This window comes from Nostoc sp. 106C (assembly GCF_002154725.1).
In the GTDB taxonomy this organism is placed as follows: Bacteria; Cyanobacteriota; Cyanobacteriia; order Cyanobacteriales; family Nostocaceae; genus Aulosira.
This window is the reverse complement of record NZ_MTAW01000172.1, coordinates 1-14,185: the sequence shown is the minus strand read 5'-3', so window position 1 is coordinate 14,185 and position 14,185 is coordinate 1. Positions and strand designations below refer to the sequence as shown.

13 protein-coding genes are annotated in these 14,185 nt (G+C 42.1%); 7 read left to right on the top strand and 6 right to left on the bottom strand.

The window, feature by feature from the left end:
* Positions 1-127: 127 nt before the first annotated feature.
* On the top strand, positions 128-460 hold the full coding sequence (locus tag BV375_RS36265) for a hypothetical protein (protein WP_143842218.1): 333 nt from the start codon (positions 128-130) through the stop codon (positions 458-460).
* Between the two features lie 139 nt (positions 461-599).
* Positions 600-1,934 (top strand): PrsW family intramembrane metalloprotease, encoded by a 1,335-nt coding sequence (locus tag BV375_RS26090; protein WP_086765865.1) that lies wholly within the window; start codon positions 600-602, stop codon positions 1,932-1,934.
* A 197-nt stretch (positions 1,935-2,131) separates the two neighbouring features.
* Here BV375_RS26090 and BV375_RS26085 read toward each other — a convergent pair whose 3' ends face one another.
* From BV375_RS26085 to BV375_RS37775, 5 genes are all read right to left on the bottom strand, one after another.
* A complete protein-coding gene (locus BV375_RS26085; protein WP_086765866.1) occupies positions 2,132-3,529 on the bottom strand; it encodes a carotenoid oxygenase family protein in 1,398 nt (465 codons plus the stop codon).
* 162 nt (positions 3,530-3,691) lie between these two features.
* Entirely contained in the window at positions 3,692-5,431 is a 1,740-nt protein-coding gene (locus BV375_RS26080; protein ID WP_086765863.1) for an ABC transporter permease subunit, read from the bottom strand.
* 28 nt (positions 5,432-5,459) lie between these two features.
* Positions 5,460-6,800 carry a nitrate/sulfonate/bicarbonate ABC transporter ATP-binding protein gene (locus BV375_RS26075; RefSeq protein WP_086765861.1) on the bottom strand — a complete coding sequence of 447 codons (1,341 nt, stop codon included), beginning with the start codon at positions 6,798-6,800 and terminating at the stop codon, positions 5,460-5,462.
* Between the two features lie 277 nt (positions 6,801-7,077).
* Entirely contained in the window at positions 7,078-7,233 is a 156-nt protein-coding gene (locus tag BV375_RS37780; RefSeq protein ID WP_208096101.1) for a hypothetical protein, read from the bottom strand.
* A 25-nt stretch (positions 7,234-7,258) separates the two neighbouring features.
* Positions 7,259-7,501 (bottom strand): hypothetical protein, encoded by a 243-nt coding sequence (locus BV375_RS37775; protein ID WP_208099192.1) that lies wholly within the window; start codon positions 7,499-7,501, stop codon positions 7,259-7,261.
* Between the two features lie 549 nt (positions 7,502-8,050).
* On the opposite strand from BV375_RS37775, the gene BV375_RS26065 reads away from it, so the two are divergent.
* The 4 genes from BV375_RS26065 (at position 8,051) to BV375_RS26050 (ending at position 12,294) form a co-directional block, all read left to right on the top strand.
* Positions 8,051-8,920: a zinc metalloprotease HtpX gene (locus BV375_RS26065; protein WP_086765859.1), complete on the top strand. Its 870-nt coding sequence runs from the start codon at positions 8,051-8,053 to the stop codon at positions 8,918-8,920.
* 214 nt (positions 8,921-9,134) lie between these two features.
* Positions 9,135-9,536, top strand: a complete 402-nt coding sequence (locus tag BV375_RS26060; protein ID WP_086765857.1) for a hypothetical protein — start codon at positions 9,135-9,137, stop codon at positions 9,534-9,536.
* A 236-nt stretch (positions 9,537-9,772) separates the two neighbouring features.
* Positions 9,773-11,419: a M48 family metalloprotease gene (locus BV375_RS26055; RefSeq protein WP_086765855.1), complete on the top strand. Its 1,647-nt coding sequence runs from the start codon at positions 9,773-9,775 to the stop codon at positions 11,417-11,419.
* Between the two features lie 68 nt (positions 11,420-11,487).
* Positions 11,488-12,294, top strand: coding sequence for a COP23 domain-containing protein (locus BV375_RS26050; protein WP_086765853.1), 807 nt, complete (start codon positions 11,488-11,490; stop codon positions 12,292-12,294).
* A 208-nt stretch (positions 12,295-12,502) separates the two neighbouring features.
* Here the strand turns inward: BV375_RS26050 and BV375_RS26045 are convergent, their stop codons facing one another.
* Positions 12,503-13,648: a SpoIID/LytB domain-containing protein gene (locus BV375_RS26045; protein ID WP_086765851.1), complete on the bottom strand. Its 1,146-nt coding sequence runs from the start codon at positions 13,646-13,648 to the stop codon at positions 12,503-12,505.
* Between the two features lie 270 nt (positions 13,649-13,918).
* On the opposite strand from BV375_RS26045, the gene BV375_RS26040 reads away from it, so the two are divergent.
* Complete coding sequence (locus BV375_RS26040) at positions 13,919-14,134, top strand: hypothetical protein (protein ID WP_086765849.1); 216 nt, start codon at positions 13,919-13,921, stop codon at positions 14,132-14,134.
* The last annotated feature ends 51 nt before the right edge of the window (positions 14,135-14,185 follow it).

Here is a 14,185-nt window from a genome sequence, read left to right as displayed (position 1 = left end):
TCGTAGCTCATTGCTCTTTGTTTTTTGACCTGTATTTTTTCATGCTTACATTATTCGTGCAAGAGGTCTATTTATATAGGAATTCGATTTTATTTTTAAAGAAATTTTTGTATCTGTAGGGGAACCAGTGACGGGTACGCAAGGGTCTCACGCCAGTCCGCTCAACGAGGGGGAACTTCCGCACGCGGCTGGCTCTCCAAGTAGAGCAACTGGTGAGTCCAGTCCTGTTCGGCGCAGCCGTTCCCGTAGGGTAGGGCGTTGGGCACTCACTGCCCACCGTATCAAGGTTAAGCCGGGAAACCCTTTCGCCAGTTCCTCGTGGGGAAACCAGCCCACTTCCTTCAAGTCGTCAATGCTGCTCAACGCCGTGGCTCCCCAATATCGGACTGCTGACGCTCCTACATTGCTACCCTACAGGGACGCTAAGAGCGATCGCACAACGCTGCGATTTAAAATTTAATGGCTGGATACATATTGCCCAACTAGAGCGTGTGAGAATATTAAGCTGATATGCTGGCATTACAGATTTTAGCTGAGGTGTCCTTAGTATTGCCGTGTCTGCTCTATAACTGAATAAATAAGATAATTACTTAAATATTATGGAACAGTCAGATCCTAGAGAACTTGCTCACCAAGGAAATATAGAGGCGATCGCTACTTTAGTTAACCGCGCACTTCAAACTGAAAGAATTATTACTAAAATTAACCTAAAGGATGGCTACTTGCAAATATTACTGGTTTCTGAAAAGATTCCTGATGAGCAAGCTTCAGTCAATTTGATTCGCAGGGAATTACAGCTTCTCAATGCAGACTTTGCCAAAACTGTCAGAATCTATGGGCGAGAACTACGTAGTGAAATTCCGGCTTGGGTTCAACAATTTCCTTTGAAACCAATTTCAACAAATAATCCACAAGAAATAACTAATCTTCAATCTGCAACTTCTACTAATAAATTAAAATCTAATACTAATTCACCTCGTTCTTCAGGAGATTTTCTCAATCAACGTATCGATGCTCTTGAGTTTGTACAAACGTTACGGACTTTTCGCTTTTCTGCCGTTGTTCCTTATCGAGAAGCCCTCAGTCCGGCTTTATATGGCCACACAAATGTAAAACTCTTGCTTTTCTTCGGTCTATTTCCTTTAGGAATGAGCTTTATTATCAGCCAGATAGGTTTTAAAGTAGGCTTAGAACAAACTGCTTGGGTTTTGGGAGTCTACTACGCTTCAATTTGGGGAATAGTTCTGCAAAATTTGATCAGACCTAGACATTTTTCTTGGCGTGAAATATTGAAATGCGTTCTGTTCACAGTCTTTGTTGGTATCCCACTTTTGTTGTTTATTCAAAAAGTTCCCCTATTTAGCTTTCTCTATGCTGCTACCGATTGGGGATTGATTCCAAGGTTAGTTGGTTTTATTTTGGGTGTAGGTGTTCTAGAGGAAGTATGCAAGGCGCTACCTATTTACCTATTCTTTCTGCGTTCTGGTAAATTGAGCGATCCACTCACATTAGCATTTTATGGCACGATGTCGGGGCTGGGATTTGCGATTTCTGAAGGAGTTGTTTACTCGGTAGTTTACGCCTTTGGTTTGGTGCAAGGCGAAATTGATTTTGGTGCTTATGTTTTAACTAACACGATTCGCTTTGTCTGCTTACCTTTTTTCCACGCTATTTGGGCAGGAATCGTGGGTTATTTTTTAGGATTAGCAGCAATTAATCCTTCTCGCCAAGTTGCCATTATTGTGATTGGTGTAGCGATCGCAGCTATGTTACATGGTCTTTATGATACATTTTCTGGTGGTTTTTTAGGTATTGCAGTCATGGCATTTTCTATTCTGCTATTTGTTGCTTATCTCCAGCACAGTCAACAAATGATTGAAGATTTGAGACAAGCAGAATTGAATAGGAGTAATCATGAACCTCCCAATAATTAAAAAAATTCCTAATTTAAAGACACTTTCAAATAGAGATTTTGAGCCTAACTGTATCAAGCCAGGTGCCAATAATTTTTGCTTAAGTATATTAAACTTAAAATTTGCTTTGGAGAAAAGGGTAAAGGATAATGGTTAAAGGTTTTTCCTGTTACCCTTGTACCTTGAAGCGAGAAAGAATCAATAGCAAAAATTACGAATTAGTAATTAATTGTTAACTGTTCCTCAGAAACCCAAGTACCATGAAACCCGTAAGGTACTCGTTGGGGAATAATTACTCGTGCCACAGGTTCACTCGTGATATCTTGGGCATTCACAACTACCAATTCGGAAGTGCCGGAACCTTCATCGTAGACAAAAGTAATTAGCCAGCCATCATCTTCATTAGTTGCACCAGGACGTGGCGCAAATACAGCTTCGCCACCATAGCGTCCCTCTCCAAATTGATGCGTTTGAGATGTACCACTGCTGAGGTCGTACTTAATTACGCCATCAAACAGAGGTAAGGGATTATTCGCTAGCTTACCAACATAGCCATATCGCGTTTTTTGCCCTAAAAAGTTCTCGTTGACGCGGGGGAATTCCGCAGCCACATCATCTAATTGTTGTTCACGCACTGTTCCTGTTTTCAGGTTAAACCGCCACTGATGCAGGCGAGGAATATTGGCATCTGGATCGAGTTGGTTGTCTTCACTAACCAAGACACTCGTGGAACTCATTCGAGAAGCGATTAGTACTACCTCATCTCCGGCTTCGTAAGCATTGAGGGTATGGAAAACATAGCAAGGGGAACTTTCAAACCAGCGGATATTATTGTTGTTGCCCAAACGTGGGACAATGCCAAAACGACTAGGGCGATCGCTCTCAAACATCAGCAGAGGTTCTCCCCGATGTGCTCGTTCGGCACTGAGAGTCAGGGGTAAATCCATGAAAATCGTATAGTTTTCAGTAATCGCAAAATCGTGCATCATCACAGGTTGTGGGATGTCAATTGGCACTGTCTGCAACAATTCACCTGCTGCTGACACTATACTGTATTGCAAATACGGCGGCATAAACGAGTAACCAAAGAACATCATCTCGCCTGTCACTGGGTCTACTTTAGGATGGGCTGTAAAGGCAGAAACCAGCTTGCCATTATAAGTGTACTCGCCAATCGTCCCTAATTCAGGCAACTTGATAGCGTGAGGCACACCTCCTTCATTCAGCGCCAAAATCTGCCCAGCGTGCCAAATCAGGGCAGTATTGCCAGTATTTTTGTAAGCACCGTGGGGATTGTCCATTTGTGGTGCTTCTAAGAATCCACTCCAGATGGCCTTCCCAGCTTCGTGTTCAATTTTCCATCCCCTTGTTTGTACATAGCGATTGCGATAACTGGCTTTACCGTCGCTAATTTGTACACCATGCAACATCCCATCGCCATCAAACCAATGGTATTTACCTATGGGTGGCCATTGGGGATTAGGGCCATTCCGCACAAACATCCCCGCTAAGTCTGGGGGTAACTGACCAACAACTTGTAAGTTGTCTGTGGTGATTTCTTTTCGGACTGGTGCAAAATTGCCATCAAGATACGGATCAACTGCTGTAGTTGGAATTGTGTTGGCTGTCATAAGGAGCAAATATTAGCGGCGCTTTGTCCTTATATTTTAGCGATCGCCGATCCCCAATGCCCTGTAGGCTTGTTGGTAGTTGTCTCAACTCAGCTTAATTAAGGAAACATTCTCCCAAGAAGATGCGATCGCTACTTCTTGAAATGATTAAATCAACAGTTGATATTTCTCTTGCGCCAATTGATACAAGGGACGCCAAACTAGACGATTGGTCATGACTACTAATAAAGACATTACCATTGTGGCTGCGAGAAGTAGTGAGAAATTACCGCTAGCTGTGGCATGAGAAATCGTGGAACCAAGCCCAGAGGTACTGATTACTCGCCCTTGAAACGTGACGTATTCACTAACGATACTTGCGTTCCAAGCGCCGCCGACAGCGGTAATGATGCCTGTAATTAGGTAGGGAAAGATAGCAGGTAAAATTAAAGTTTGCCAGCGTTGCCACAAGGACAGTTTATATACCGATGCTGCTTCTATTAAATCTGAGGGAATCGACTGTGCGCCAGCGATGACATTGAACAGGATATACCACATAGTACCCAGCATCATGAGCGCGATCGCCCCAATCTGCAAACCGCCAGCGATACGGGTTAACCCTAGCAACAGCACTGGAAATAAAGCTGTGGCTGGAACGGAAGCAGCAATTTGTACTAAAGGTTGCAAAATCTGAGATAAACGACGATTACGTCCGATCGCTACGCCTACAGGCACAGTCCACAATAGAGATAATACTAAGGCAATAATTACTCGAAAGGCTGTAAACACAGCACCTTTAATTATCTGTAGCCAATCATTCCAGCCCAAAGTTCTTAATAACAGCACTGCTTCCCAAGTACCCCAGAGGACAATCAAGGCGCAACCACTGACAAATAGCCAATTGAAGAAACTAGGCCAGTTAAGGTTTTTTTGAGAGTTAACTGGTAGAGAACGTACAGGAAATGCTCGAACTAAATTGTCATCAACAGTTGTTTGTAAGGGCTGAAAAATCCGCTCCTTGAGCATTCGCAAAGTAGGCGATCGCCTTAAAATATCCAATACCAATGATTGTGGAGCATTTTCTGAATCTACCATCTCCAATTTAAATTTTTCTGACCAGGCAATCAGCGGTCGCCAGATAAAATAATCAATTGCGACAATCACCCCAATCAGCAGCAGCAAGCCCCAGAATATTGCTGTAAAGTCTCCCTTACTGGCGGCGGTTCCTAAAAAAGAACCTAACCCAGGTAAGCGAAAATCATTGTTTCCTAAGGTAAAGGACTCAATCGCAATTAGAAAAAACCAGCCTCCAGCTACCGACATGACGCTGTTCCACACCAACCCAATTACACCTGCTGGTAACTCCAATGTCCAAAAACGCTGCCATATATTTAATCGATAAATCTCGGTGGCTTCTAACAATTCTCTAGGAATACTTAGGAGTGACTGGTAAAAACTAAAAGTCATGTTCCAAGTCATACCAGTAAAAATCAGCAGGATTGAGGCGAATTCCACGCCAATTCGCTGACCTGGAAACAGGGCAATTAAAGCCAGTACTACCCCCGGTAAGAAAGATAACACTGGAATTGATTGCAGAATATCCAGCAAAGGAATCAGAATTCGTGCAGCTAAACGTGAACGATAGGCAGTATAAGCATAAATAAGAGTGAAAACTAAAGATAGAAAGTAAGCAATTCCCATGCGTACTAGAGTTTGGGCTGTATAACCTGGTAAAGCACTAATATTTGTGGAAATTATTAAATTAGGTTCAAAAGTACCGCTAAATTTGGCAGCAGTTCTGATAATGGCAGCTGCAAAAGCCACAATTAACAGAATTAGCGAGCCATCCTGCCAAGTCCAATTTAGTCTTCCCAGGATTTTGTTAGCCGGAGTCAGGGGTCGAGTCATAAACAATTTATGGAGTTTGGACTTTTAATTAGCTGACAGCTACAGGTTCAACACTTGCTGTCTGTTCTAAAAAGATTTGTCCAGATGGTTCATCGTAGCCATATATCTCGGCATAACGACCCCACTCAATTGCTGTGTTTAATTGGCGCTGGGCTTCTTCTGGACTAAAATGATTTTCGAGAATATCTAATACCAGTTCTTCAGGTATGCGTTGATTGCGTTTTGCTTCTAAAAGGCGGAAGATTTGTTGTACCAAGCGAATATGAGTTAGCAGTTGAGAGCGGACAATTTGTTTGCGTTCGTCAATGCTACCGTTAATAAATTCTTGTCCCACGGAAGTAAGGTTAATATCTCCTTCTGAAAGTTCGACAAAATTCATTAAGTTTGCAGCATCCACAATTGGGAGAATTTCATCTACTTCTAATTGCAGTTCTTGAGCAAGACGGTAGAGGTCTTTTTCTTGACGATCTTCTAAAAGTTCTAATAGACCGGCGATAGAACCGATGCGAACGGCTGGTAAAGACTGATGCTTAGGTTCTGGCTTTGATGTTTGCAGAGATACGGTTTCTGTCGGTTCAGTTGTGTCTAGTTCAGGATTAGTAATGATTTTATATACTTGATCGACCAGGGCTTGAAAACTGGGATGTTTGCGATCGCGGTAATGAGGTAACGTTACAGGTAAGTCAGCACGTATTCTCCCTGGATTGCGCCCTAGTACAATAATCCGATCTGCCAAAATTACTGCTTCTTCAATACCATGAGTCACAATTAAAATAGCTTTGGTAGGGATGCGGCGATCCATCCACAAATCGAGTAATTCAAACCGTAAGTTTTCAGCTGTCAGCACATCCAAAGCTGAGAACGGCTCATCCATACACAAAAGTTCTGGTTCCACCGCTAAAGCCCTAGCAAAACCGACTCTTTGACGCATTCCCCCAGAAAGTTCTTTCGGGTAAGCATTTTCAAACCCGTCTAAACCTATAACGTCAATCATGCGTAGGGCTTTTTGTCGCCGAGAGTCTGGGGCTTCTCCTTTAGCTTTTAAACCTAGTTCCACATTCTCTAGTACAGTTAACCAAGGATAAAGAGCAAAACTTTGGAAAACAATTGCTACTCCTGGGTTTAAGCCAACTAGAGGACGGTTATGATATAATACTTCACCTTTAGTAGGAGGAATTAACCCTGCAATCATCCTCATTAAGGTAGATTTTCCTGAACCCGAAGGGCCTAATAAAGCAATTATTTCCCCTGGATGCAATTCCAAATTAATATTGTCCAGGATGACAATTTGCTGACCGTTAGGCTGCTGATATGATTTATTAACACCTTTTAAGGTAATGAGGTGTTCAGTTACTGTTTTGACGGTCACTCCGCCCCCTTAAAACTATGATTAATTAGAATCTCATGCTGAGGTTATCTTATAGTTAAAGCACACAACACTTAAGAATTTTGGTATTGCTGAACAAAGGTAGAAAAAGTTTACGCATAAATGGAAAGATACTAAGTAAGTGTAAAAATTGACTTATCAATGTCAATGTTTTGAATATAAAACCACACATAAACACAGATGAACACAGATAAACATCGGTGTTTATCTGTGTTCATCTGTGGTTCCTTTTATTCCTATTCAGATTTTTGTAATAAGTCTAATAATTAATTGGAGAATATTTTTCCTCCTGCATCAATAGCAACAACACCGCAGCTATTGCTAAGCAACTACCAGCAATAAAAGTTGTACGCGATCCAGCTACTTCCCAAAGTTTACTTGCAAGTTTACTAGCAGGTAAAAGCGCTACTCCCACAGCAAAATTCAGAAATCCAAACGCGCTACCCCTGAGATTTGTCGGTACTTTGTCTGTTACTAACGCCAACAATACCCCCTGAGTCATACCCAGATAGTAGCCCATAAAGGGCAAACAATCCCCAAACTTGCCAAGGCGATCGCACGAAAGCGAAACCCTGATACACTAAAACATAGAGAAGAATTCCGCCTACAAGTAGCCCAAATCTACCCAAGCGATCGCAAACTATCCCCAATGGGTATGCACTCAAAGAGTAAGCAATGTTCATCCACCAATCTTAAAGGTATAAGTGGCGCAGAAATACCGATTTGTTCTGCTCGCAGCAATAAAAAAGTATCGCTGGAGTTGCCCAATAAGTTTTTGATTTTTGCGAAGCTAGATACACTCCACCTCTGTTCTTTCTTGTTCCCCGTTCCCTACCTCTATGAGTAAGTGCCGGAATCACATCGGATTGCTATATTGTGCGCACTGCCAACTCTAAACTTAAGCTTTAAGAGTAGGTAATTTTTTCAAAATAAAACTGGATTATTATAAAACTAAAATCAAATTTTAATTTCAGATATTTTAATCCAATACCATAGATAGATGCTGATTAATGTGGCATCTGTTGTTTAATTTACTAGTTTAAAAAGCATTAAAAAACTAATTTTTTTCATATAAATTCGATGACATTGCTACAAACTTAGTGGGAAAACCGTACTCCAATGGGAGGTTTTCTGTAATATAGATTTGAGATGGGCTGGATAAAATCAAAGTGCGACTTAAGTAATGCTGTTGTCTAAAACATCAATTACAGCATTAGCCAGGAGAGCAAAATATGGGAAATCAATTTAAAACTTTAGTATTGTTAGCTACTCTCAGTGGGTTATTGATAGCAATTAGTTACTGGGTAATTGGCGGCAGTACTGGGTTAATTATAGGTATTGGTTTAGCAGCAGTATCAAATCTATTTTCTTGGTATCAATCAGATAAAATTGCGCTGGCTGTATATCGCGCCCAGCCTGTGAGTGAAGCACAAGTACCGGGACTGTATCGCATGGTGAAGAAATTAAGCGATCGCGCTAATATTCCCATGCCAGCAGTTTATATTGTTCCTGGTCAAACTGCTAATGCTTTCGCCACAGGACGCGATCCAGAACACGCGGCTGTTGCTGTTACAGAAGGAATTTTGCAGATATTACCAGAGGATGAACTCGAAGGCGTAATTGCCCACGAACTTACTCACATTATTAACCGCGACACCTTGACACAAGCCGTCGCAGCCACAGTAGCTGGTGCCATCTCATTCTTGGCACAAATGGTAAGTTACAGCTTATGGTTTGGCAGTGGTTCGCGAGATAATGATAGAGGCGGTAATCCTTTAGGTGTCTTATTAACAGTACTACTTGCGCCTTTGGCTGCCACAATCATACAGCTAGCAATTTCGCGCACAAGAGAATTCTCTGCCGATGCTGGTTCTGCTAGATTAACTGGTAATCCCCGCGCTTTAGCTAGAGCATTACAACGTTTAGAACTTACAGCCAAACAATTACCTCTAAATGCTAATCCAGCCTTTGAGCCATTATTAATTATCAATCCTATCTCTGGACAGTTTTTGGGTAACTTATTCTCCAGCCATCCTTCTACTGAAGCGCGAGTTGAACAATTGTTGAAATTAGAGCAGCAATTAGCAACTACAGCTTATTAAGTCTTGATCATTAGTCATTTGTCCTTTGTTAAATAGTTTCAAGTTGCAATCAAAGCTAGTTCTTTAATTGCAACTGTAACGGAGTCAAGGGAAGCAATCTCATTAATCCTCGGCTACTACACAAGACTGCAATTTAGTATTAGCAATAGTTAATCAGTTACAGAGTGTAGTTCTGATTCTATAAAAAGATTTGCAATTTAAGGATGTATCAACTATGACTGATAAAAATGTTAAATCCAAACTAATAATAGAAGTCAGCCCTCAAACTCACCAATTGGTAGAAACCGAAATGGCTGGCGAAACTGAGGAAGTTAAGGGCGAAACCAAAGCGTTAATTGAAGCGCTCAAAAAACGCGCCCGATCTGAAGCAAAGTCACCAGGTAATATCAGCAACGAAACGTATTTAAATGCTGTGCGTCAAGCACGGGAAGCGATTGAAGCGAGGACACTCGTTGAACGGGAGTATCGTCTGGATTATGCTTGGTTAGTCATGCAAGACGAATTTGAGAAAAACTGGTACTTGCTAATGAGAGAACTGGTTGACTTCGGCGATCGCCTACAACATGCCGCTAAAGCCGCCTGGGAAGCCTTCAATACTCCACGTTATCAACGTTAATTGGCTATTAGATTACGTATTTGAACCACACCACATCTATAATCTCTCTTAGGGGCACAACATGTTGTGCCCTTATTACTTTGTTGAATGGTACGCGATCGCAAATTTTTCTTTGCTTTTTGGTTCAGTATATTTGCAAATAACATTTATCCCATTTTTAACAATATATAACAGGACAATTGTTGCGATCGCAGGTATTTTAAAAATAATAACTTTTTACATAAGTGAACCCCAGCATGAAACGAACTAGGAAGTCTCTGCTGCTAACCTTGAACTGGGTGTTACTGTCATTTGGAACATCGATTTTAATTATTCTGACACAGCCTACAGCACCAGTTCCCGCACAAGAACCTGCTGCAAATACAGAACAAAAGCTACGGGAAGTACTACAAAGCTCATCAACCCCTAATACAACTGACACGCCAAAGCCAGTTGTCATACCAGAAACTGCACCCACACCCAAACCGGAAGTCGCAGAGCCAAAAAAGCCAGATGCGGCTGCGGAACCAGCACCTACTCCTGAAGAAATCGCTCGTCAGCAAAAATTTATCGAAGCAGACAAGCTTTATCTAGCGGGACAAATTGCAGACGCGGAAAAAATTTATCGCCAGGTAAAAGAACCTTTTGCCAAAACAACCAAACCTCAAGAACGGAAAGCTGCAATTGTTGACTCGACGCAACTATCTCCAGGCGGTAAGGTATACTGGCGAGAATCAGAAGCGGGGATAGCCAAGAAGTTGCAATCAAGGACTTTAGTACCACTGCAACTATTGGTTGAGCAGTATCCAGAATTTATCCCCGGACATATCAGATTTGCTGAAGTCCTCAAACAATACGATCGCCCTCAACAAGCATTAGATATATTAGAACGGGCATCTTCACTTTATCCAGATCAACCGGAATTAACTAAAGCTAGAGTTGCAGCACTTGCAGAAGCAAAAAAATGGATGGAAGCTTCTTTGGCGGCGCGTCAATTTGCTATTCTCAACCCCAAAGATCCGCAAGCACCTGAGTTTAGCAACTTAGCAGAAGTTCATCTTAAGCGTTACAAACGCCATATTAAAGCAGAAATTCGAGGCAATGCGATCGCTAATATTCTTACAGGTGCAATAGGTTATGCTGTGACTGGCAGTTTATTTGGCCCGTTTTCTGCCCTTGACTCTACCATCATGCTGCTACGCGGTGAAGAATCAATTGGGGAATCAGTAGCTAAGCAAGCAAAACAACAATTAAAACTAATTAACGATGAAACAGTTGTCGCCTACGTTAATGAAATCGGACAGAAACTAGCCAAGGTAGCCGGACGCAATGAGTTTAAATACGAATTTTTTGTAGTTCCCCAAGAAGACCTCAACGCCTTTGCACTACCTGGTGGCAAAATCTTTATTAATGCAGGTGCGATCGCTAAAACAAATTCAGAAGCAGAATTGGCTGGGTTAATCGGCCACGAACTATCCCATGTAGTATTATCTCATGGTTTTCAACTAATCACTCAAGGTAACCTCGTCTCTAATGTTACGCAGTATATCCCTTTAGGCGGTATTATCGGTCAACTTTCGACACTGAGTTACAGCCGCGACATGGAACGTCAAGCAGATACTCTGGGTACACGCCTAATTGTGGCTACTGGCTATGCTGCTGATGGCTTACGTAATTTGATGGTGACACTAGAAAAACAACAGAAAAATGCTCCTCTGAGTTGGTTATCTTCTCATCCCGGAGGTAGTGAGCGAGTCAGGTATTTAGAAGATATGATTACCAATAGCAGCTACAACCGCTACGCATACGAAGGTGTAGAACGTCACGCACAAATTAGAGCCAAGGTAAAACAGCTACTTAAAGAGAAAAAAGAACAAGAGGAAAAAAAGCAGCGTTCTCGATGAACTAAAAACAAAATTTTTCGTCACTTAAGCTATCAATATCTCTACCTATTTCCCATTGAGGATGATTTATGTCATCGCAAGCGCTGAAGTTTGTTCTTTTGAGTAGTTTGGGTTTATCTTGTTTTCTGGGCAATTCAGTAGCATTTGCTCAAGTTGATAGTTCTGATGGCGTTGTCGTACCTACAGATTCAACAGGCTCACCAACACCAACAAGTACACCCATACCAACAGGTACACAAACAAGCACAACAACTTATCCCACGGCTGATGGTACGACTCGGTTTAGTTGTCAATTGTATAACGGTCAATATACCGTGATGTATCAACCGCAAAGTCAACAAGGTCAATACTTTCCTTGGGCTGCACCTGCAACTTTAGGTGGTGGCTGGGACCCACAAAAACGCTGTGCAACAATTGCCCAACGCTTAGAATTGTATCGTCCAGATGGCTTACAAGAACTCCAGATAGCCAGAGAGAATAACGAGAATATTGTCTGCGTCACAACTGAAGCTAATTCAACCTGTCGAATTGTACTCACCGTACCCCGTGACAAAGACCCTTATGTTGTCCGCAATAGCATCTTCCAAAACTTAACTACTGCTGACAGCGGACAGCAAACCATCGCTGTCAACACCTATCGTAACAATCAAAGCGGAGTAGGTGATTTATACAACTTAGGTCGCACGCTTCTGGGCGGTAATCGAGTTTCTTCATCTAAAAGTGGTATCAATCTCAAACCTTTCCTCGATCGCAAAGATGGCGGTAATGCTAGTGGACTGAAGAATGGTGTAGCACTTCGTCCTCGTTCCAATAGCCAAACTAATGTTCGCCAGCCCAATAGCGTTCGCCTCGACCCCAATAGATTCCGCCGTTAATTAATTGGCAATGACTTTCATGAAAACGCGCTGCAAACGATGTGCCAGCGCGTTTTTTGTATATTATTATGCTTTTGAAAAATCTCCACAAATAGCAACAGTATTGTTAGGTTTGTTTGCGCACTGCTTAACCAATTAAGCAATATCTAGGTGGGCTATTTGCCCACCCTAATAAATAAATTAGTATGGAATTTCCTTAAGAGGTCGACTACTTCGCTTTAATTGGTGTTAGGGCTACACCTTGGTAGTAATGCCCTAAAATTTGTAGGTAATTTGCTCCTCGCTGAGCAAGATTGTAAGCTCCCCACTGGCTCATCCCCAAAGCATGACCGTAACCAAGCCCTTGAAGGATAAAACTACCATCTGCACCTTTACTGACGTTGAACCTGGTACTCTTCAGTCTGAGTGCAGTACGTACATCCTCGCCCTGTAGCACCTTTGTACCCTTGTCACCAATAATTTTCAAAACTTTAACACTTTGGAATGGTGAGCGAGCCTCTGGAATCATATCCGTAACATTGCCCACACCAGAAATCCTAGAACTAATTTCTGTAGGTGAGAAGGTTTTTACCCAGTTACACTCTTTAATATTTTGATCGTAGTCTTGAACAGCACGCAGGTAAGGCTCCTTACTGCCCCAAACATCTTCAACATTTTCGGTATGTCCTCCAGAACAAGCGTGGAAGACTGAGAGAATAATCCTGTTCTGGTAAGTTAGTACCTGTCCAGCCGTAGTATCTACTGCGGCGTAAGTAGTAGGAGTTTCACTGCTGACACCTTTGTAAATTTGCCAGTGATCTGGACTAGCGCCTAAATCGTATATGGGATTAGTGCGCTGCTTTTCCCGTTCGTAAAGGGCAAAGGTGCGAGCTGCGATCGCCTGGGCTTTTAAAGCTTCTTGGGGCCACTGGGCGTCCATTTCACCACCAATCACACTGTAGAGATATTCCTCCGTATCAACCCAGTTAACGGCACTTAAGCCTTTTTCTGTAGCAACAACTAGCGTTCTACCGCGAAACCAGCGATCGCCAATATAAACGAATCCCTTACCTGTAGGCTCAATCCAAAATAAACCAGACTGCCACTTATCCAAAGCCACGCCACCAGGAACAGCTTGGGCATAAAACGAACTCATTGCTGGCAATTCACCCAGAGTCCGACCAGTACCATCCTTGACTGTTGCTGTTGTAGAGCTACCAACTTTTACCTGATTCACATTCCGTTCAATGGCGATGCGCAGGATTACAGATGCTTGAGCTGGGGCAACCAACGCTATCCACAAGAGGATACCTACCCACCAATGTCGTCCTTTAATCTGGGAAAGTAAAGAGCCGAATAAAAATTGAAATTTCATGCCGATTTTCTAATCACCTAGTATCTTTTTGACGCTTTGGAGTAATCGCATCTACAACTAAAGATGAGACGCTGTTCCATCGCCGGAGGTTGCCACCTTTTACTAATTATGCATATTTAAATTTCAGAAATACGCGGTAATTAATCTGTTATTTGAAATATTCAATTGATTTAGAAAAAGAAAATTGCGGCATATTTGCCGCAATTTGTAGATTCTGGGGACTAATCGCAAACATTAGCTGGACACAACTTAAATTTTGATAGAGAGAAAATGGATCGCAGGCTGTTATTGAAACCAAAAAATCAAGGGCTAATTGTACTAGGAGGTGCTGCTATTGCGATTACAGGTGGAATTGCTGTTTATGCTATTTCTCTGTTTGGGCAAGTTGATCGCACTGCCTCATCTGAAGTAGCAATTACATTTAACACCTATTGTACAAAAAGTCACTGCTTTGGGGAGGCTGCAACCAGAAGCAGAGGTAATTAACCTGAGTTCGGGATAAGGAAAGGGACAGGTATTAAGCTGAAAATAACGTCA

Coding starts and splice junctions, on each gene's coding strand:
- BV375_RS26090 (WP_086765865.1), top strand. CDS start 600: ATGGAACAGTCAGATCCTAGAGAACTTGCTCACCAAGGAAATATAGAG.
- BV375_RS26080 (WP_086765863.1), bottom strand. CDS start 5,431: ATGACTCGACCCCTGACTCCGGCTAACAAAATCCTGGGAAGACTAAAT.
- BV375_RS37775 (WP_208099192.1), bottom strand. CDS start 7,501: ATGAACATTGCTTACTCTTTGAGTGCATACCCATTGGGGATAGTTTGC.
- BV375_RS26065 (WP_086765859.1), top strand. CDS start 8,051: ATGGGAAATCAATTTAAAACTTTAGTATTGTTAGCTACTCTCAGTGGG.
- BV375_RS26060 (WP_086765857.1), top strand. CDS start 9,135: ATGACTGATAAAAATGTTAAATCCAAACTAATAATAGAAGTCAGCCCT.
- BV375_RS26055 (WP_086765855.1), top strand. CDS start 9,773: ATGAAACGAACTAGGAAGTCTCTGCTGCTAACCTTGAACTGGGTGTTA.
- BV375_RS26050 (WP_086765853.1), top strand. CDS start 11,488: ATGTCATCGCAAGCGCTGAAGTTTGTTCTTTTGAGTAGTTTGGGTTTA.
- BV375_RS26045 (WP_086765851.1), bottom strand. CDS start 13,648: ATGAAATTTCAATTTTTATTCGGCTCTTTACTTTCCCAGATTAAAGGA.
- BV375_RS26040 (WP_086765849.1), top strand. CDS start 13,919: ATGGATCGCAGGCTGTTATTGAAACCAAAAAATCAAGGGCTAATTGTA.